Raw genomic sequence first — 18,492 nt, forward strand, 5'->3', positions numbered from 1 at the left:
TTAATAACGGATATCGAAAGCACTGAAGGTTTCTTCCTCACTGCATTCGGTCTGCTCAATATCCTTCACTTTCGCTAGCGGGCTTCCTTTTTTCATATCGTCAATGAAGGCTTCCAGCTGCCTGGTTTCACCCTCTGCCACAATTTCAACAGAACCATTGTCCATGTTTTTGGCAAAGCCTTTGATATTCCGATGGATGGCTTTCGTTTGTGCATAATACCGAAAACCTACACCCTGAACATGTCCATGTACAAAAAGTTTTGTTTTCACCATGATCGCCTCCTTACTGAATGCGATTCTTGACCGTTTCAATTAAATCATCTTTAATGTCATTCCAGAAGTCCGTGTCAGTCGTAAACCGTTGTGCCACGTTTTTGGCAAAGACACCAAACGCATCATTGTATTCAGGGGATTCTTTATCTGGAAGTGTTTGTTTTTGTCCATTGACCCATTCCTGAACGGATCCTGTTCTCGGTCCCCATCTCGCTATTTCCTCTCCATTTTCATTCAGGAAAATGATAATAGGAATAGAGCGGGCCGTACCATTTGTTAAATACTGATCCATTAATTCAAGATTTTCATCGCGGATCAAGTAGCGTGTTTCGATAAGGGCTTCTTCTGAGAGCCTCATGAGAATTGGGAGGTTCACCATTGCATCGCCGCACCAGTCAGCTGTTAGCACAATCGCACGAAGGTTTTCCTTTTGAAGAGTCTGCAGAAAAACACGGTCTTCCTCTTTTAATTGAAAACTGTTGTAGATGTGAAGCAGATTCTCCTGGTGAACATTCATTTTTTTGATATACGTTTCTTTTGTCCAGCCTTTTTCAAACCATTCGTTTAGCATCATGAATAGCCTCCTGTTTATTCTTCTCACGTACTACTATATATAAGAATAGGAGAGAATGCGAGTGTCCGGGCTGAAGCCGCTATACGTGGACCTTTAGGCCGTTAACAGACGGATCATCGTAGCGCTGAAACATGATGTAATAAAGAACGGCGCTCAAGCATGCAAGTAAACTGAGAATGATAAACGTACTGGTGAATCCGAACCAAACGGTCATAGGGATTGATAGCGGAGCAATCGTCCGCCCGATTGTAAACCGAAGACTAGCTGCAGCGAAATATTGGCCGCGCATTGTCTCCGGAGCAATTTTTGAAATGAAGCTTTGCTGAAGACCAGCCGTCATTAGCTCGGCAAAAGTAAACAGTGCCATCGCCCCAAGGAATCCAGCCGTACTGGACATCTGGCTGAACCAGAGGATGGAGATGGCATAAAAGACGGAAGACCAGATAAACACATTCCGCTCCCTGTACTTTGTCATCCAACGTGTGACAGAAATCGTAAAGATGGCTACAAGAAGTCCATTTTCAGAGAGTACGATTCCAAAGGACTGTTCACCATTTACAGTCATATTCCAATTAAAAAAGCTGAAAATGGTTTCCTGTTTAATGACTTCCTTAATATATACGGGCATCAGCAAGTCGAGCTGCATAAAGGTCTGTGCCCCGAGTACTCCCGCTAATATGTACAGCATAAACGTTTTGTCGCGGAAAATGATCCCATAATCCTTCATTTGTGCCCCGACAACACGGTACCATTTTATATTTTCAGCTTTTGCGTTATTTGAAAGGACGAGAGGAGCCGTCTCCCTTGTCCATTTAAGCAAGATAAACGCTAAAAGGATGCAGACAAGTCCAGATACGACAAGCAGCTCCACCTTATAATGAACGTAGAAAATACTCCCTAGTATCGGTCCAAGAACGACCGCAATGTTCAATGAGGTATAGAAAACAGCAAATACATCGCTCCGGTCTTTTTCCGGAACAACATCGGCGATCATCGCCTGACTTGCAGGCCAGTACAATGCGCCGAACACACCGGCAAGCGCGAAGCAAACAAATGCTATAGAAGGCATATCAACCGCTGGAGAAACGGCTATCCCAAAAACGATAAACGAAAGGCCCTGTCCAATCGATGAAAGAACCATCATTTTTTTCCGCCCGAAGCGATCCGCACTATATCCTCCAAGCAAATTAGCAAACACAGAAAACACCTGCGCAGCAATCAAGAAAAGTCCAGCTGCTTCCTTGCCGAATTCATCCGAAAAATAAATAGCGAGGAACGGGAAGAACATCCAAAACGTAACGTTCATCATCGCTTCCCCGAAAAGACGCACCTTTAAATTAGAATCCCAATCTTTAATTCTCATGGCTGTATCCCCAATTCCTGTAAAGTCACCTCTTCATCATAACTCGAAAAAGGAGGAACGGGAACCGTTTCATGGAATTATAGCAGAAACCTTAATTTGGGAGTGAAAGGGGATATAACAGATGAAGATCAAGGGTCTTAATCACATGCTTTTTTCAGTCTCCTGCCTAACCCGGTCGATCTCTTTTTACGAGCAGGTTCTGGGGGCAAAACTGCTTGTAAAAGGAAAAACAACCGCTTATTTTGACCTCAGCGGAATCTGGGTGGCGTTAAATGAAGAAGCACATATACCAAGAAATGAAATTGCTTGTTCCTATACACATATTGCTTTTTCAATAGAAGAAAAAAATCTTGAGAGCTGGCTCAAAAAACTGAAAAATTTGAACGTCCATATCCTCCCTGGACGGGAACGGAACGAAAAAGACAAAAAGTCGATCTATTTCACAGACCCTGACGGCCATAAATTTGAACTTCACACCGGTACTCTGCAGGACCGCCTGGATTATTATAGGGTCGAAAAGGAGCATATGGAGTTTTTTAGTGAGGGACCGGGTGGTGGATTGGCGGGGAAATAGGGTTTGGCTGGAAAGATGGCGGGCCGGCCGGCCGGAAAAAGACCAGGTTCGGCTGGAAAATGGAGAATGGCTGGAAAGTGTGTGGGAGTGGCTGGAAAAGGAATCCGTTCGGCCGGAAAAGAGTGTGGGCCGGCCGGAAAAAGGCCAGGTTCGGCTGGAAAAAGGAGAATGGCTGGAAAGTGTGAGGAAGTGGCTGGAAAAGGAATCCGTTCGGCCGGAAAAGAGTGTAGGCCGGCCGGAAAAAGGCCTGGATCCGCTGGAAAAAGGAGAATGGCCGGAAAGTGTGAGGAAGTGGAAGGAAAAGAAATCTAAACGGCCGGAAACGCCAGCTAACTGGCTTGAAAGAGCCTGAAAAAGCCCAGTTCGTCCCGGCCTAAGGTTTGAAAAGTTTCCTAAAAAGGGATTTTAAACTTTCATACACCCACCCTACTTAAAAACCCTCCTGCATGAAGCAGGAGGGTTTTTTCATCATTAGACTTGCTTGCTGCTGTTTTTAATGAAGCTTGGTCTGACTCCATGGGGTACAAGGTTGCCGCGTCTTTTTATTTCTTTTTCATTCATTTGCTGCTTCGCGACATAATGGGAGTAGCGTCTGTTCCAAAATTTTACGGACCATACCATAAAGAAGGCTGCGATAGCTGCGACTCCGAAAATGGCTGGCCAGAAATAAGGTGATACAATTGCCTGCTCGTATGCGAGTCCGATTGGCGAGAAGACGATGTAGGTCATGGCTACTAAAGCAATTAATAGAATGGAAGTGGACAGGGCATATTTCCATGGCACCATGTCTACGACCGCTCTGGATTTAAATTGGTAAGGAGTGGATCTTGGTTTCATCCATCCAAAAGTAAGCATGATGGCAATTTCCGCAGCGAACAGAATCGCATAAATGTAAATGAAATTGATGTCCCACTTGAATCCAAAGAGCTGTTCCGTTCCCCAGATGAGCATGTAGTAAGCAATCACGTGGAAAATGATAATGACTTTACAAGCAATAGCAGGTACGTATTTTGTTAACACACCGATTAGAACGATTGCGATAATTGGAACGTTAAAGAATCCTGTGAATTTGCGGATCAGATCCCAAAGTCCGTTTGGTGCATACATAAGCAGCGGAGCGATAAAAAGCGTGACAAGGGCAAGGAAAGTTCCGAACCACTGGCTGACCATGATTAGTTTTTTATCGCTCACCTTCGGATTGAAGCGGGCTTTGTATACATCCAGGGCAAACATTGTAGCTGCACTGTTTAATAGAGAGTTGAAGGAGCTGAATACTGCTCCAAGCAAAACGGCAAGGAATATCCCGGACAACCAGGTAGGCAGCACTTCAGCGATTAATGTCGGGTAGGCAAGGTCAACTGATTTCAATGAATCGCCGTACTGATGAAAAACAATGACACCCGGAACCATCATGAATAGAGGAATCAACAGCTTGTAGAAGCCAGATATGATGACACCTTTTTGACCTTCAGCAAGGTTTTGTGCTCCAAGGGTACGCTGGATGACGTATTGATTGGATGCCCAGTAAAACAGGTTGGCAATGATCATTCCGGTGAAAATGGTGCCGAACGGGACCGAATCCTGAGGTCCGCCGATTGCGTTCAGTTTTTCCGAATGATTCGTAGTAATTTCCTTAACCCCATCAAGGAAATTTCCCCCGCCTAAAGCAACAAAGCCAAGAATGGGAACGAGTGTCCCGATTACGAGCAACCCGATTCCGTTTAACGTATCAGAAATTGCAACGGCTTTTAACCCGCCAAATATTGCGTATGCCGCACCGATTATTCCAATTCCCCATACAACGACCCATATGGATTGCTCATAGCTGATTCCGAATATTGAAGGAACATCAAACAGTTTAAGAACGGCAATGGCCCCTGAATAAAGCATAGAGGGACTCGTGACAAATACGTAGCCGAGCATGAAAAGAATGACTGTATATAAACGAACGCCTTCATCAAAGCGTTTACTCAAAAATTCAGGAAGTGTCGTAAAATTCCCGCCGAGGTATTTAGGCAGAAGATAAAGTGCCATGATAATGATGGGAATCGCAGCGGTAACCTCCCAAGCCATGTTGGTAAGGTTTGTGCGGTAGGCTTGTCCATTTAAGCCGACAAGCTGTTCAGCTGACAAGTTCGTAAGCAGGAGGGACCCGGCAATAAACGTACCATTTAATCCTCTTCCGGCAAGAAAATATCCATCTGAATCTCCTACGTCATTTTTAGATTTCTTATATGAAATCCAGGCAACAGCACCCATAAATAGTGCACATGTTAATAGTGTAAACCAGAGATTTCCCGCACTCATGTTGTTCTCTCCTTCTGTATCAAAATTCTAGTTGCAAGTGTACTGGTTAAATAACCAATTCAGAAGACATTCAAACCAGGAAAATATATATTAAAATCATAATTGGGTAATTAAGCAGTCCTTAAACTAAGGGCAGAACAATCTATTTAGCTCAAAATTCAAAAAAACCGAATCCGCGAAGATTCGGTGTGAATGCTATTTTTCTTTAACAATAAGTGCTTTCGAAAGCTTATGGAGAATACAGTCCTTAAGCTGATCACCTGAGAGAATCCCTAGAGTTAGTGCTGCGTCAATTTTTTCTTTGTTCGGTTTTTTTACGGTCATGATGCAGTCTTCCAATTGCAGCTCCTCCAGCCTGGCAATCAGGTTTTCTTCAGCATAGGAATCCATCGAACGAATCTGCCGCTGCACGACGTAATCCCCAATTTCTGCTTTTCCCTTTTGATTTTCCCCAAACCGGCCGTCGAAATAAGCGTGCAGTTCCTCTTTTAGCTGGCTCTGTTCTGATTCAAGTTCCTTGATATGCAAAGAAACAGTGCGGTACCTCGCGACTTTTTCTTCCACGCTCATTAACTTGTCCTCCTTTATTGCCATTTAATAGATTCATATGGCTGAAAGGGGAGAAATATTCTGGATATGGGGGCTGGCTGTTGGGTTAATTCCCTGCTTCGGGACCTTTATCACCGCTTCCATTGTAAATTTCCTGGTTCCGAGCTCCTTTTTTTCTTCACACAAAAATTGAAAAATCAACACAGTCCCTTTATGATGGGTTAAAACGAAAGAGTTACGCTGAAGGAAAATGGTTAGGAGAGATCATGTTGAAGAATTCCTTCCTCATCCTTTGCAGCGTTTTACTCATTGGGCTCCTTATGTCACAAGCCGTACAGGCATATGGAGAGCCGGTTACGGGAGGAGCAGAAAACAAAATGCTGACGATTGCTCATCGCGGGGCATCCGGGTATGCACCTGAAAATACGAAGGCTTCCTTTGACAAAGCAATAGAAATTGGAACAGACTGGATTGAATTTGATGTACAGCGTTCAAGGGACGGCGAATTGGTGGTTATTCACGATACGAGTGTCGACCGGACAACGAATGGAACCGGCGAGGTCAGAGATTTACATGCAGCCGACCTGAAAAAGCTAGATGCAGGCAGCTGGTTTTCTCCCGAATTTAAAGGGGAGGGGATTATGACCTTTTCGGAGGTGCTTGAGCGGTATAATGGGAAAGCTGGCATGCTGATTGAACTTAAAAGCCCTTCTCTTTATCCGGGTATTGAGCAGCAGGTAGCGGATGAGTTAGTGAAATATCCGCTTGCAGATAAAGTGGTTCAGTCTTTTGAGCAAGATTCAATGAAAAAAATGCATGCAATCCTGCCATTCGTAAAAATTGGTGTTCTTATGAAATACCGCCCTCTTGGCATTTCAGGCAGGCAGCTTGAGGAAATCTCGAACTATGCTTCATTTGTTAATCCGAATAAAAAGCTCGTTAACCGGGGTCTTGTCCAAAAAATTCATGCTCTCGGAATGAGAATTACCCCTTATACGGTAAGAGACAAAGCCTCTGCCGCTTTTCTGAAAAGCATGGAAGTAGATGGTATGGTTACGGATTATCCGGATTACGTGAATGAAATCAAATAGGGAGGAAGCAGCCGATGGATTTTTTCACGATTGCCGCGGAGGATAAGATAAAAAAGGCGATTAAGGATGGCGAGTTCGAAAATCTGCAAGGAATGGGTAAACCTCTGAAGCTTGAAGATCTATCTGGAATTCCGGAAAACCTCCGTATGGCTTATAAAGTAATGAAAAATGCAGGAATGCTCACGGAAACCGATTTAAAAAAAGAACGGATGACGATCGATCATTTACTCAGCAGCGCAACCAGTGAGGAAGAACAGCAGGAGCTGACAGCTAAGCGGCTGAGAAATGAACAGGAGCTAGAGAAGATTCTAAAAAAACGAAGTGCATTTTCCTCTCCTGCCTCGGCATTTTATAAAGAGAAGGTAGAGCGTACTTTATTAGGAAAAGAAGGCAGGATGCGTTAATTGCACCTGCCTTTTTATTGTTTTCTATTATACAAGCCCTCTCCCCCCTCCCTCTGCGAGAATAAGATACTACTATCTTGATAGAGAGGAGAGAATGCTATGGCAGGAGTTAAAACACTTATCAATACCACTACAGCAACTTTGCAGATCACGTTGTACGCACGTGCAGGCAGCAATCCTGTAAACCAGGGGCCGGCTTTGAATGTAACCTTGCTTCCTAACCAGACACTTACGGTTCAGTATGGAAGTGATGCAAACCCGTTTTTGAATGGAATCGCTGTGTTCACCATCGCAAATAATGACCTTTATAGCAAAGTGCAATTCGTTCTTGCAAGAGGAAGCGAATTGGACAATGTATTAAATAACAACAATGTGCTCGTCATCTCAAAAGTACTGACTGATTATCTCATTACAGGAGTGGTTAGTCCGTTTTTCCCTTCCTAAAAGAAGAAAGGCCAGGAAATTCTCTGGCCTTTTATTTTTGTCTGTTTGTGGTACATATAAGATAAGGGAAAATGTGTCGATGTTTCACGGGAAACATGTCGGAATTTGGAGTTGTTGGAAATGTTTGTAATAGGAATTGATTTGTCGGGACCTTCTAATCATAAAGACACCGCAGCTGCTTTTTTTGAATTGGCAGGGGAGGAGCTGAAGCTTTTATCTTTGGAATCGGGCTTAAGTGATGCTGGGATTTTAAAGCTAATAGAAAAAACGAACGGATTTCCTCTTACGATAGGGATCGATTCTCCGCTGTCCTATAATGACGGAGGCGGGGACAGGCCATCTGACCGGTGGTTCCGGAGGGAAATGGTTAAGCATGGACTGAAATCGAGCTCAATTATGCCCCCGACCTTGACGAAAATGGTGTACTTGACAATGAGGGGGATTTCACTTGCCGCTCTGTTTGAAAGAGTCAGGACCGATATCAGGATTGCTGAGGTCCATCCTGGAGCAGCGATGATGACGAGGCTTTCGGAAAAGGAAAAAGAGCATGGACGGCTGTATAAAAAGTCCGCAGAATCAAGAACCTATTTACTGCAGTGGTTCGAGAGCCAAAACATATTGGGCATTCCACAAGGGCAAAGCATGACACCACATGAAATTGACGCCATCGCTGCGGCAATGGCAGCAAGAGATTGGATTGTATCTTATCCGAAGGCCTTATTCCCGAAGCAGCCGCCGCATCATCCATATGACTTTTTGTGCTGAGGGGTGACTTATTTGGGAGCATTCATGAAATTTTGCCTGAGAAAACTTTTTTACACACCTCCCATTTTCGTGTAAACCTCAAAAAAGGTTGCTATAGACCCACACGAATTTGATCTGGTAGGATAAATCAGAATTAAAAACGGAGGTCACGCTATGAATGCACCAAAAATTGCTTTTTTATCCGTCCTAAGCAATTCATTTATTGTTATTTTGAAAATTGCAGTCGGTATCGTTACGGGGTCTGTAGCGGTATTATCAGAAGCGATTCACTCATCCCTGGATTTACTCGCATCACTCATTGCCTTTTTTTCTGTCAGGCTGTCAAACAGGCCAGCCGATAAGGAACATCCATATGGACATGGGAAGGTTGAAAATATTTCAGGAACCATTGAAACACTGCTGATTTTTGTAGCAGGAATCTGGATTATTTATGAATGTGTGCATAAGCTGCTGCATCCTGAACCCGTTCACCTTCCGATTCTCGGAATTGGGGTTATGGTGCTTGGAGCTATTATTAATTTCGCCGTTTCAAGGGTTGTCGGGAATGTAGCGAAAAAAACAAATTCCGTTGCGATGAAATCCAATGCACTTCACCTTTTAACGGATGTCTACACATCGCTTGGAGTTGCAGTCAGCTTGCTGCTCGTCAGCTTAACAGATTGGTATTTCCTTGATCCGATTATCGGAATTATTTTAGCTGTCTACATCATGTCAGAGGCGTATAAGCTGATGAAGGAATCCTTTCCTCCGCTGCTTGATGCAAGACTTTCGCCGGCCGATGAACAGCAGATCGTTGAAATTGTGGAAGCTTACAGCGACCGTTATATCGAATTCCATAATTTTCGGACGCGTCAGGCTGGGCCGGAGAACTATGTTGATTTCCATCTTGTTGTTTCGTCTGAAATGGATATTGCAACCGCGCACCAGCTATGTGATCAAATTGAAGCGGACATCAACGAGCAATTTGATAAAATGGAGGTTCTGATTCATTTGGAACCTGAACATGAACAGCTGAATAAAGAAGAGGAAATAAGCAGGGGCTAACCCTGTTTATTTTTTTTGAATGTTTTACTTGAAAACGTGTACATACATGTTTATAATGAAACCGTAACTTGTATATACAGGTCTGCTTATTTAGATGTAAGCGGTGAGCATTATAGCAAGAATCGTTCAACAAGAATGAGAGTACCAAAATGCTCACTCTATGCAGAAATAGATACACGTACTATTGAAAACGATTACGGGAGGGAACAAAATGAGCAATCATAAACAATCTGCACAAGAGATTGTCGAGGCAATCGGCGGAAAAGAAAATATCTCTGCAGCTACACACTGCGTCACACGGCTCCGGTTCGCTTTGAAGGATGAAAGCAAAGTAGATAAAGAAAAACTAGAAAGCATCGATGTTGTAAAAGGCTCTTTTTCAACTAACGGGCAGTTCCAGGTTGTAATCGGACAGGGAACCGTTAACAAGGTTTATAACGAAATGGCTGAGCAGACAGGAATCGGTGAAGCGTCAAAGGATGATGTGAAATCTGCATCAGAGAAAAATCTGAATCCGCTGCAGCGTGCTGTCAAAATGCTTGCGGATATCTTTATCCCGATTCTTCCCGCCATCATAACGGCTGGTTTATTGCTTGGAATTAACAACCTTCTCACAGGAAAAGGAATCTTTTTCAAAGATTCTCTTATTACCGTTTACCCTCAATGGGCTGACCTTGCGGGAATCATTAACCTTATAGCAAGTACCGCCTTCACCTTCCTGCCAGTTCTCATTGGCTGGTCGGCAGTAAAGCGGTTTGGCGGAAATCCTCTTCTCGGTATTGTGCTGGGATTGATTCTTGTTAACCCTGCTCTGCTTAGTGCCTATGAATACGGGACTGCAAAGGATATTCCAGTCTGGAACCTATTCGGCCTGGAAATCGAAAAGATTGGGTATCAAGGTCAGGTTCTTCCAATTCTTGTCGCATCTTATCTGCTTGCCGTTATTGAAAAATTTCTTACTAAACGGGTACCGGACGCCATTCAAATGCTGGTTGTACCGCCCGTTACGCTATTAATCACTGGATTCGCATCGTTCATTGCGATCGGACCTCTTACATTTGCTCTAGGAAATCTGTTAACAGACGGAGTTATAACCCTGTTCTCAAACTTCGCAGCCGTCGGCGGATTGCTGTATGGCGGTCTTTATGCCGTGCTTGTTATTACCGGAATGCATCATACTTTCCTTGCGGTTGACCTGCAGCTCGCTGCGGCGGGCGGAACCTTCCTATGGCCAATGCTTGCACTCTCAAACATTGCACAAGGGTCTTCAGCTCTGGCCATGATGCTTGTTGCTAAAGATGAAAAGCAAAAAGGACTTGCTGGAACCGCAGCCTTATCTGCTTATCTCGGTGTTACGGAACCGGCTATGTTTGGAGTGAACTTACGTTACCGCTATCCGTTTATCGCAGCAATCATTGCCTCCGCTATCGGCGGCTTAGTGATCAGCATCAGCGGAGTAAAAGCATTCTCGATCGGAATCGGCGGTCTTCCCGCTTTCCTATCCATTTCAAAAGAATACTGGCTATCATTTGGGATCGGTGTACTCATCGCACTCGTCGTCCCATTCGTGTTAACGTTTATCATGGCGAAGATGAAAAAAGCAAAATAAAGAGGAGTTTCCTCATCACCCGTTCATACGGGAAAATCGGACGGGACAAGCAATTGTCCCTTTCCCTTTTTATAAATTGCCGGACAAACTCTTCTAATTAAAAATTACTAAATGGTGGTGCATGCAAAATGAAACATCCATGGTGGAAAAAATCAACGGTTTACCAAATTTATCCGAAAAGCTTCAATGATACGTCAGGAAACGGAACGGGCGATATTCAGGGGATTATTGAAAAATTGGATTATTTGAAGGAGCTTGGAGTGGATGTCGTTTGGCTGACCCCAATCTATTCATCTCCTCAAAAGGACAACGGCTACGATATTAGCGACTACTATCATATTCATCACGAATACGGCACAATGGAAGATTTCGACCGCCTGCTTGCAGAAGCACATGACCGCGGTTTGAAAATCATTATGGACATCGTCGTGAACCACACTTCTACAGAGCATGAATGGTTCAAACAGGCAGCACAGTCCAAAGACAATCCGTACCGTGATTATTACATTTGGAGAGAATCAAAAAAAGATGGAAGCGCCCCAACGAACTGGGTTTCTAAATTCGGCGGATCAGCATGGCAGCTTGACCAAACCACAGGCGAAAACTATCTCCATCTGTTCGATGTGACACAGGCTGACCTTAACTGGGAAAACGAGAAACTGCGAAAAGATGTATACGATATGATGAACTTCTGGTTTGAGAAGGGGGTAGATGGCTTCCGTCTGGATGTCATCAATCTTATTTCAAAAAATCAGGATTTCCCGGATGATGACGGCACTATTGCACCGGGAGACGGCCGCAGGTTTTATACTGACGGACCGCGCGTTCATGAATACATGCAGGAAATGAACCGCGAAGTTTTCTCCAAGTATGACGCCATGACGGTTGGAGAAATGTCATCTACAACGATCGACCACTGTATCCGCTACTCAAACGAGGAAGGCACAGAACTGAGCATGACTTTCAACTTCCACCATCTGAAGGTTGACTATCCGAATGGAGAAAAGTGGGCCGTCGCGGACTTTGACTTTCTAAAACTAAAAGACATTCTTTCTACATGGCAGGTCAAAATGAACGAGGGCCGCGGCTGGAACGCGCTGTTCTGGTGCAACCATGATCAGCCGAGAATCGTCTCGCGTTACGGAAATGACGGAGAGTACCGGTTAGAATCAGCCAAGATGCTTGCCACCGTCATCCACATGATGCAGGGAACCCCGTACATTTATCAGGGTGAAGAATTCGGCATGACCAATCCGAAGTTCGAACACATCAGCCAATACCGTGACGTGGAGTCGCTGAACATGTATAAGATCCTGCAGCAGGAAGGCCGAAGCGAAGAAGAGATTCTTGAAATCCTGAAGAGTAAATCAAGAGATAATTCCCGGACTCCGGTTCAGTGGAATACGGATCAGCACTCAGGATTTACAACCGGCACCCCTTGGATCCCTGTTGCTTCGAATTATAAGGAAATCAATGCAGACGCCGCCGTAAAAGATAAGGATTCCGTATTTTATCATTACAAAAAGCTAAACCAGCTCCGCAAGGAAGTAGAAATTGTGACAGACGGAGACTATCAGCTGATCCTGGAAGATCATCCTGAAATATTCGCTTATATCCGTAATGGAGAAGGCGAAAAACTGCTGAGCGTGAACAATTTTTATGCAAAAGAAACACAATTCGAATTGCCGGCACATCTTTCTTTTGACGGCTATGATGTGGAAATATTGATCAGCAACTATGAGGACAGCCCGGAAACAGCAGAGAAAATTTCATTGCGTCCTTACGAATCCATCGTATATCATCTAACCAAACAGTAAAATAACAGAAAATGGTGAAGAGGATGGCAAAAACAAAATATCAAGTGGTGTACCAGGAACTGCTGGAAACCATTCAAGAGGGCAGGCTAAAACCTGGAGAAGTGCTCCCCTCCGAAAACGTCCTGTCCGACAAATACGAAGCATCGCGGGAAACAATCCGCAAAGCCCTAAACCTTCTTGCCCAAAACGGCCATATTCAGAAAATAAAAGGGAAAGGTTCAGTCGTACTGGACACCCAGCGAATGAGCTTTCCCGTATCCGGCCTGGTCAGCTTTAAAGAACTATCAAAAACATTTGGCTCCCAAACTGTAACAAATGTCCATCAGCTCGCGCTTATCAAAGCCGACGACCGAGTTTCAAAGCACCTGACATGCGGAGCAGACGATGAAGTGTGGAAAATCGTCCGTTCCAGGGAGATTAAAGGTGAAAAAATCATCCTGGACAAGGACTTTCTCGACAAGCGCATCGTCCCGGCCCTAACAGAAGAAATTTGTAAAAACAGTATCTATGAACACCTGGAAGGCGAACTAGGCCTGAAAATTGGCTACGCCGAAAAAGAAATCACCGTCGAGGAATGCACAAGCGAAGACCGTGCCTACCTTGACCTCTACGACTTCACCCACGTCGTCGTCGTGAAAAACTATGTATACCTTGAAGACACAAGCCTATTCCAATTCACAGAATCCCGCCACCGGCTCGACAAATTCCGGTTCGTTGATTTTGCGAGGAGGGGACAGGTTTAAACAGAAAAAAGCCGGCGGCAGCGCCGGCTTTTTTTGGTGGGATGAATTGGGGAGGCTGCGGGATAAGCTGGTTTGTCAGACAAAGTTGTCATACAAGCATATGCAGAAGGAAGAAAACAGGGATTGTCAGACAAAATAGTCAGACAAGCGCGTGCAGAAGGCGGAAAAACAGGGTTTGTCAGACAAAATAGTCAGACAAGTGCATGCGGAAGGCAGAAAAACGTGGTTTTTCAGACAAACTTGTCAGACAAAAACATGATCAGCTGCTGAAAATCACAGTTTCTTCAGACAAAACCGTTCTCCCACTAGCCCCCTACAAATACCGTCTGCCCAACGCTCTCATGATCGACCGGTACACATGATACCCGCTCACTGACACTCCGGCTGTCCCTGCTCCTGGAAAGATGCTGTCACCGCAAACCCATAGGCCTTTTACACCTGTCCGGTGGGATAAACTATTGAATAGTGCGTGGTCGAGGGTTTGCGGGAGGCCGCCTACCATGCCGTCCTTGCGTTTTGTGAATCGTTCCCATGCTTTTGGTGCTCCGATTTCTTCCTTTACGATGCCTTTTTCGATTAGCGGCAGGGCTTTTTTTACGCCATCGATCATCTTGTGGCGGAGCTGCTTCTTATAGGCATCGTATTTTTCCTTTGTGTCCCACAGAGCCAAGTCAGTGTGGGTACTGACGTTCAAGGTGCGGTAGCCTTCGGGTGCGCGGAGCCGGTCTTCTTTAGAAGATAGAGAGAGGAAGAGGTGGGCTCCTTCTGCCATCTGCCCGTGCTCATCGGTTAGGACCTGCTGGAAGAGCGGGGTTCCGTCTGGTATGATGTCTTCTTTTACCGCCAAGTACAGTGTCATCGTTCCCCATTGCCGGCTTTGTGCTTTTTTCTCATAGCGGAGGCCGATTTTCTTTTTGAGTGGCTCGTCCATAAGCTCCAGCAAATTTTGCACAGGCACGGTGGAGATGAAGTGAGGGGCCGTCCATCTTCTCCCTTTCTGATCTGTCGCAAAAAACATTCCCGCTTTGTTTTGAGTAACCGACTGGATCCAGGTTCGTTTTTCTAAAATGGCGCCGGAGTTTTTCGCTGCAGTACTCAGTACATGAGCGAGCCTGTTCAATCCTCCCTCTATATAAAAAGCTCCTTCATGGTAAATCGTCAGGGCATAGGCACCCATGATGGCGGAGCAATTTGCCGAATCCGTCTGCATGGAGTCGATTAGCTGGGCATCCAGCAGGTGGACAAACCCAAATAGTTCATGGAGCCTGTGCTTTTTCAAGAGTTGTCCGACGGTTTTGTAAAAGTAGGGGAGGACGGTAACACTGCTTGGTTTAAGTGAAAACAGCAAATCGCCAATATCCCTCAATGAAGCAGGGGGCAAAACGGGAAGTGTACCGAGCAGTTTTTTGACCTCTGAACCGATTTTCCAGATTTCCTGATAAAAAGAGACAATCCGTTCTGCAGCTTCCGGGAACATGTTCCCTAATTCCTCAAGATGGCGTGTCCGATTCTGTTTGTACTCCAGGTAGCCGGCAGGCGTGTGAATTCCCATAACGGTTTCGAGCGGCAGCGCGTACGGGAAGGAGATTCCGAGTTTTTCAAACAGACGCTGATGGATACCGCCTTGTTCAAATCCCATTCCAAGTGTTGCTCCCGCCGGGAATAGAAAGGGTCCTCTCTGAAATTTTCCGGCACATCCTCCCCATTCGCTGGATGCTTCCGCCACGGTTACTTCAAGCCCTCTTTCGGCTAAAAAGGCGGCTGCGGTCAGACCGCTTATTCCTCCGCCTGCAATAAGTACATCACATTCCATAATTTCTGCCTCCAACCCGTCAATATACTTGCATTTTAGGGGGCTTTTTCTTATTAATCCACTTTCTGCTCTTTTGGAATTTATCAAAAATTAATAAAGACTCACATTTGGATGAACAATCCTCACATATAATTCTGTTGGTTAATAAGATATAAAAATTGTGTGAAAAGAGGGTGGGGGCATGGTGTGGTTTGCTGTTGCATCAGCTTTTTTCGTCCTTTGCTTAGCCGCGGTATCGATTCCGCTTTATTTTAGCAACCTTATCATTTTCCCCCGAAAAGTGGAATATCACGAAACTTTTGCAATGGGTGTTAAAAGCGGAGAAATTAATGCGGTTCACTTTGAACAGATTGAGAAGGAAGAGCTGTTTATCGATTCAAAGCATGGCTATCAAATCCACGGGATGTTTTTTTCGGTTGAAAATAGCAAAAAGGCCGTGATTATTGCCCATGGCATCACCTGGTCGCTGTTTGGCAGCTTCAAATATGTCGAGATGTTTCATAAACGCGGGTATCACGTGCTTTTATGTGATCACCGCTATCATGGTCTGAGCGGCGGAAATCATACGTCATTCGGCTTTTTTGAGAAGGATGATCTGTGTGCATGGGTGGACCATCTATTTGAAAAGCTCGGGAGCCATGCCTTCATCGGACTGCTTGGCGAATCGCTTGGCGCTGCCTCTTCGCTGCAATATATAAAAGAGGACAGCCGGGTGGGGTTCTGTATTGCGGATTGTCCGTTCAGTGATTTGACTGCGCTTATGCGGCTCCGGCTTGCTCTGGATTTCAAAATCCGTTTTTCTCCGCTCATTCTTTTAACGAGTTTTGTCACAAAGATCCGGTATGGCTGGGGATTCCGCGAGATTTCACCGATTCGTGAGCTAGAGCAGGTAGAGACGCCGATCCTCTTCATTCATGGCAAGGAAGACCGGTTCATCCCGCTTCAAATGTCGCTTGATCTTTTCAGGAAAAAAAAGAAGGGGAAAAAGCACCTGTATCTGGTTCCAAAAGCCGGCCATGCCCAAGCCTTTTTGACGGACAGGAAAAAGTACGAGGAACGGGTTTTTCATTTTCTAAAAGAAATTGAAATCTTGCATGTAAAAAGGGATCCGGCTCAATAATTTTCAAGAGGACAGAATTGTAAGCGTATACAAACTGACCTCGTTTGAGTAGAGTTTTACTATACCTATTCAGACGAGGAGATTTTTTTTATAATGTGATTTAGTCGATGCGAAGATGTTCCGGAAATCTGATCCGTTCTCGTGTAACGGCCTTCACCACTTGCCGGGACGAGCTCATTTTCATGGAACAGGAACAACCAATCTACCTTTCCGTCTACTGCACCGGAGGCATTCTTAACGAAGTTGGTACAAGCCTTCTGCCCTGCCAGTTTTCTACCATTCCATGCCTGATGGCACATCAACATGTTTGTTTGCAGATGAAAAGGGTACGTTTACTATAGAGCAAGAAAAACAATGAAACTTTGGAGGTTTTTATCAATGGGTAAAAAAGTTGCTGTATTATTGACAAATGATTTTGAAGATGTAGAGTACACAGATCCTGCGAAAGCCTTTAAAGAGGCTGGACACGAATTAACCGTTATCGAGATGGAAAAAGGAAAAACGCTAAAAGGCAAACAGGGGGAAGCGACTGTTACATCCGATGCATCCATCGATGATGTGAAGCCTGAAGACTTTGATGCGTTATTGCTGCCGGGAGGATTCTCTCCGGATCAGCTTCGTGCGGATGACCGTTTCGTTCAATTCTCCAAATCATTTATGGATGATAAAAAACCGGTCTTTGCGATTTGCCACGGACCGCAGCTGCTGATTACAGCAAAGGCACTGGAAGGCCGCGATGCAACAGGCTTTAAATCCATTCGTGTGGATATGGAGTATGCGGGAGTGAACTTCCATGACAAGGAAGTAGTCGTGTGCGGCAATCAATTAGTAACAAGCCGTACGCCTGATGACCTGCCGGCATTTAATCGCGAGGCATTGAATCTTTTAAAATAACATAGAAAAAAAGGCTTCCCGTAATGAAACGGGAAGCCTATTTTTGTACATCCTTTTCTTTATCATCCGTCTCATCATCAAGTGGGTCAATATGCTCGGAATCTTCAGGACGGATGCCGGTTTTCAGGGCAAAAAAGATAAAGAAAATAGCGGCTATGAGAAACAAAAACAGGGCAGCTGTAAGAAGCCACCAGCTTGTAATCATCACCAATTCCCCCTTTGCCCTACTTATATGCAGGAAAAGGGTAGCTGATGCCAAAAGCCTATTTTTTCAGCTTGCCAAGCTCCTCGGTAATCGACTGCATTTCGCTTGGGCTGAAGTTGTCTTTTTTCATTACATATTCATACAGCTCTTTCAATTCTTCGTACATTTCCCCGTCAAAGTGATCAGGTTTGATTGCGCCAATGTTAATCATTCGCAGCTTTGTTGTGATCTGGTCGATCATATATTGTACATTTTCGGTTGATTTTTCAGTTAAATTCAAAGGTCTCTTCCTTTCGGGTACGGAGTTTTTCTTATTGTACCATGTGAGAAGGAAAAAGGAGATGGCTTGTCTAAATTTTAAAGAAGAGCTTATTATCGCGAGGAGAATGATAATGAAGATATTAAAAGCCTCCATAAAAGATGCAGGCACAATAGCCCCCCTTTTCAACGCTTACCGGATATTCTACAGCCAGCCCTCCGATTTGGAAGGTGCGGCACAATTTCTAAAAGACCGGCTTGAAAAAGAGGAGTCCGTCATCTTTATTGCGGAAGATGAATATGGTGCTGCAGGCTTCGTCCAGCTGTACCCCTCCTTCACTTCTGTAGGAATGCAAAGGATTTGGATATTAAATGATTTGTTTGTGGTGGAGCATGCCCGCGGCAAGGGAGTGGGGCAGAAGCTGATTGATCAGGCTGTCGAGCTGTGCCGTGAGACAGGAGCCAAGGCACTGAACCTTGAGACCTCTATAACAAATAAGGGTGCACAAAGGCTGTATGAAATAAATTCTTTCGTTAAAACAGAAGATTGTTTTTTCTATTCGCTAAGGATTTAACAGTAAAATTGGATTCTTTCCAAAAGTTGAGGTAAAGTTTTGAGTAGCGAAATACTTTGTAAAGGAGGCT

The 18,492-nt window shown here is 44.6% G+C and carries 22 protein-coding genes; 14 read left to right on the forward strand and 8 right to left on the reverse strand.

The window, feature by feature from the left end; translation table 11 throughout:
- The 3 genes from WCV65_RS03155 to WCV65_RS03165 all read right to left on the reverse strand — a co-directional run bounded on the left by WCV65_RS03155 (nt 1) and on the right by WCV65_RS03165 (nt 2,210).
- A complete protein-coding gene (locus WCV65_RS03155) occupies nt 1–273 on the reverse strand; it encodes an acylphosphatase (RefSeq protein ID WP_035407285.1) in 273 nt (90 codons plus the stop codon).
- A gap of 10 nt (nt 274–283) precedes the next feature.
- On the reverse strand, nt 284–847 hold the full coding sequence (locus tag WCV65_RS03160) for a thioredoxin family protein (RefSeq protein ID WP_338779995.1): 564 nt from the start codon (nt 845–847) through the stop codon (nt 284–286).
- A 79-nt stretch (nt 848–926) separates the two neighbouring features.
- Nucleotides 927–2,210 carry an MFS transporter gene (locus WCV65_RS03165; RefSeq protein ID WP_338779997.1) on the reverse strand — a complete coding sequence of 428 codons (1,284 nt, stop codon included), beginning with the start codon at nt 2,208–2,210 and terminating at the stop codon, nt 927–929.
- 121 nt (nt 2,211–2,331) lie between these two features.
- Here WCV65_RS03165 and fosB point away from each other — a divergent pair, with 121 nt between their 5' ends.
- Nucleotides 2,332–2,784: a metallothiol transferase FosB gene (gene fosB / locus WCV65_RS03170; RefSeq protein ID WP_338779999.1), complete on the forward strand. Its 453-nt coding sequence runs from the start codon at nt 2,332–2,334 to the stop codon at nt 2,782–2,784.
- Nucleotides 2,765–3,136, forward strand: a complete 372-nt coding sequence (locus WCV65_RS03175; protein ID WP_338780001.1) for a hypothetical protein — start codon at nt 2,765–2,767, stop codon at nt 3,134–3,136. The genes fosB and WCV65_RS03175 overlap by 20 nt, the downstream gene beginning before the upstream one ends.
- A 119-nt stretch (nt 3,137–3,255) precedes the next feature.
- Here WCV65_RS03175 and WCV65_RS03180 read toward each other — a convergent pair whose 3' ends face one another.
- Nucleotides 3,256–5,091 carry a solute:sodium symporter family transporter gene (locus WCV65_RS03180; RefSeq protein WP_338780002.1) on the reverse strand — a complete coding sequence of 612 codons (1,836 nt, stop codon included), beginning with the start codon at nt 5,089–5,091 and terminating at the stop codon, nt 3,256–3,258.
- Nucleotides 5,092–5,286: 195 nt separating this feature from the next.
- Nucleotides 5,287–5,661, reverse strand: a complete 375-nt coding sequence (locus tag WCV65_RS03185; protein WP_338780003.1) for a hypothetical protein — start codon at nt 5,659–5,661, stop codon at nt 5,287–5,289.
- A gap of 248 nt (nt 5,662–5,909) precedes the next feature.
- Between WCV65_RS03185 and WCV65_RS03190 the strand changes: the two genes are divergently transcribed.
- From WCV65_RS03190 to WCV65_RS03230, 9 genes are all read left to right on the forward strand, one after another.
- Complete coding sequence (locus WCV65_RS03190; RefSeq protein WP_338780004.1) at nt 5,910–6,731, forward strand: glycerophosphodiester phosphodiesterase family protein; 822 nt, start codon at nt 5,910–5,912, stop codon at nt 6,729–6,731.
- 14 nt (nt 6,732–6,745) lie between these two features.
- Nucleotides 6,746–7,135, forward strand: a complete 390-nt coding sequence (locus WCV65_RS03195) for a DUF1992 domain-containing protein (protein ID WP_035407265.1) — start codon at nt 6,746–6,748, stop codon at nt 7,133–7,135.
- Between the two features lie 99 nt (nt 7,136–7,234).
- Nucleotides 7,235–7,579, forward strand: coding sequence for a hypothetical protein (locus tag WCV65_RS03200; RefSeq protein WP_035407262.1), 345 nt, complete (start codon nt 7,235–7,237; stop codon nt 7,577–7,579).
- Nucleotides 7,580–7,699: 120 nt separating this feature from the next.
- Nucleotides 7,700–8,344 carry a DUF429 domain-containing protein gene (locus WCV65_RS03205; protein WP_338780007.1) on the forward strand — a complete coding sequence of 215 codons (645 nt, stop codon included), beginning with the start codon at nt 7,700–7,702 and terminating at the stop codon, nt 8,342–8,344.
- A 153-nt stretch (nt 8,345–8,497) separates the two neighbouring features.
- On the forward strand, nt 8,498–9,388 hold the full coding sequence (locus tag WCV65_RS03210) for a cation diffusion facilitator family transporter (protein ID WP_035407257.1): 891 nt from the start codon (nt 8,498–8,500) through the stop codon (nt 9,386–9,388).
- A gap of 211 nt (nt 9,389–9,599) precedes the next feature.
- A complete protein-coding gene (gene treP / locus WCV65_RS03215; RefSeq protein ID WP_338780010.1) occupies nt 9,600–10,997 on the forward strand; it encodes a PTS system trehalose-specific EIIBC component in 1,398 nt (465 codons plus the stop codon).
- Between the two features lie 128 nt (nt 10,998–11,125).
- A complete protein-coding gene (gene treC / locus WCV65_RS03220) occupies nt 11,126–12,814 on the forward strand; it encodes an alpha,alpha-phosphotrehalase (RefSeq protein ID WP_338780012.1) in 1,689 nt (562 codons plus the stop codon).
- A gap of 23 nt (nt 12,815–12,837) precedes the next feature.
- Nucleotides 12,838–13,557: a trehalose operon repressor gene (gene treR, locus WCV65_RS03225; RefSeq protein WP_338780013.1), complete on the forward strand. Its 720-nt coding sequence runs from the start codon at nt 12,838–12,840 to the stop codon at nt 13,555–13,557.
- Nucleotides 13,558–13,629: 72 nt separating this feature from the next.
- Entirely contained in the window at nt 13,630–13,827 is a 198-nt protein-coding gene (locus WCV65_RS03230; RefSeq protein WP_338780015.1) for a hypothetical protein, read from the forward strand.
- Nucleotides 13,828–13,870: 43 nt separating this feature from the next.
- On the opposite strand, the gene WCV65_RS03235 is transcribed toward WCV65_RS03230, so the two are convergent.
- A complete protein-coding gene (locus WCV65_RS03235; protein ID WP_338780017.1) occupies nt 13,871–15,370 on the reverse strand; it encodes an FAD-dependent oxidoreductase in 1,500 nt (499 codons plus the stop codon).
- Between the two features lie 181 nt (nt 15,371–15,551).
- Between WCV65_RS03235 and WCV65_RS03240 the strand changes: the two genes are divergently transcribed.
- Together WCV65_RS03240 and WCV65_RS03245 are read left to right on the forward strand one after the other, a co-directional pair.
- A complete protein-coding gene (locus WCV65_RS03240) occupies nt 15,552–16,490 on the forward strand; it encodes an alpha/beta fold hydrolase (RefSeq protein WP_338780019.1) in 939 nt (312 codons plus the stop codon).
- Nucleotides 16,491–16,868: 378 nt separating this feature from the next.
- A complete protein-coding gene (locus WCV65_RS03245; RefSeq protein WP_338780021.1) occupies nt 16,869–17,384 on the forward strand; it encodes a type 1 glutamine amidotransferase domain-containing protein in 516 nt (171 codons plus the stop codon).
- Between the two features lie 37 nt (nt 17,385–17,421).
- Here the strand turns inward: WCV65_RS03245 and WCV65_RS03250 are convergent, their stop codons facing one another.
- Together WCV65_RS03250 and WCV65_RS03255 are read right to left on the reverse strand one after the other, a co-directional pair.
- Nucleotides 17,422–17,589 (reverse strand): hypothetical protein, encoded by a 168-nt coding sequence (locus tag WCV65_RS03250; protein ID WP_156505947.1) that lies wholly within the window; start codon nt 17,587–17,589, stop codon nt 17,422–17,424.
- A 58-nt stretch (nt 17,590–17,647) separates the two neighbouring features.
- Nucleotides 17,648–17,869, reverse strand: coding sequence for a DUF1128 domain-containing protein (locus tag WCV65_RS03255; RefSeq protein WP_035407236.1), 222 nt, complete (start codon nt 17,867–17,869; stop codon nt 17,648–17,650).
- A 112-nt stretch (nt 17,870–17,981) separates the two neighbouring features.
- Between WCV65_RS03255 and WCV65_RS03260 the strand changes: the two genes are divergently transcribed.
- Nucleotides 17,982–18,422 (forward strand): GNAT family N-acetyltransferase, encoded by a 441-nt coding sequence (locus WCV65_RS03260; RefSeq protein ID WP_338780023.1) that lies wholly within the window; start codon nt 17,982–17,984, stop codon nt 18,420–18,422.
- Nucleotides 18,423–18,492 lie beyond the last annotated feature (70 nt).

Origin of the sequence: Metabacillus sp. FJAT-52054 (assembly GCF_037201815.1) — a bacterium.
GTDB lineage: Bacteria > Bacillota > Bacilli > Bacillales > Bacillaceae > Metabacillus_B > Metabacillus_B sediminis.

Bases quoted from the DNA above. Each gene is read 5' to 3' on its own strand.
- WCV65_RS03155 (WP_035407285.1), bottom strand. From the start codon at position 273: ATGGTGAAAACAAAACTTTTTGTACATGGACATGTTCAGGGTGTAGGT.
- WCV65_RS03160 (WP_338779995.1), bottom strand. From the start codon at position 847: ATGATGCTAAACGAATGGTTTGAAAAAGGCTGGACAAAAGAAACGTAT.
- WCV65_RS03165 (WP_338779997.1), bottom strand. From the start codon at position 2,210: ATGAGAATTAAAGATTGGGATTCTAATTTAAAGGTGCGTCTTTTCGGG.
- fosB (WP_338779999.1), top strand. From the start codon at position 2,332: ATGAAGATCAAGGGTCTTAATCACATGCTTTTTTCAGTCTCCTGCCTA.
- WCV65_RS03180 (WP_338780002.1), bottom strand. From the start codon at position 5,091: ATGAGTGCGGGAAATCTCTGGTTTACACTATTAACATGTGCACTATTT.
- WCV65_RS03185 (WP_338780003.1), bottom strand. From the start codon at position 5,661: ATGAGCGTGGAAGAAAAAGTCGCGAGGTACCGCACTGTTTCTTTGCAT.
- WCV65_RS03195 (WP_035407265.1), top strand. From the start codon at position 6,746: ATGGATTTTTTCACGATTGCCGCGGAGGATAAGATAAAAAAGGCGATT.
- WCV65_RS03200 (WP_035407262.1), top strand. From the start codon at position 7,235: ATGGCAGGAGTTAAAACACTTATCAATACCACTACAGCAACTTTGCAG.
- WCV65_RS03205 (WP_338780007.1), top strand. From the start codon at position 7,700: ATGTTTGTAATAGGAATTGATTTGTCGGGACCTTCTAATCATAAAGAC.
- WCV65_RS03210 (WP_035407257.1), top strand. From the start codon at position 8,498: ATGAATGCACCAAAAATTGCTTTTTTATCCGTCCTAAGCAATTCATTT.
- treP (WP_338780010.1), top strand. From the start codon at position 9,600: ATGAGCAATCATAAACAATCTGCACAAGAGATTGTCGAGGCAATCGGC.
- treC (WP_338780012.1), top strand. From the start codon at position 11,126: ATGAAACATCCATGGTGGAAAAAATCAACGGTTTACCAAATTTATCCG.
- treR (WP_338780013.1), top strand. From the start codon at position 12,838: ATGGCAAAAACAAAATATCAAGTGGTGTACCAGGAACTGCTGGAAACC.
- WCV65_RS03235 (WP_338780017.1), bottom strand. From the start codon at position 15,370: ATGGAATGTGATGTACTTATTGCAGGCGGAGGAATAAGCGGTCTGACC.
- WCV65_RS03240 (WP_338780019.1), top strand. From the start codon at position 15,552: ATGGTGTGGTTTGCTGTTGCATCAGCTTTTTTCGTCCTTTGCTTAGCC.
- WCV65_RS03245 (WP_338780021.1), top strand. From the start codon at position 16,869: ATGGGTAAAAAAGTTGCTGTATTATTGACAAATGATTTTGAAGATGTA.
- WCV65_RS03250 (WP_156505947.1), bottom strand. From the start codon at position 17,589: ATGATTACAAGCTGGTGGCTTCTTACAGCTGCCCTGTTTTTGTTTCTC.
- WCV65_RS03260 (WP_338780023.1), top strand. From the start codon at position 17,982: ATGAAGATATTAAAAGCCTCCATAAAAGATGCAGGCACAATAGCCCCC.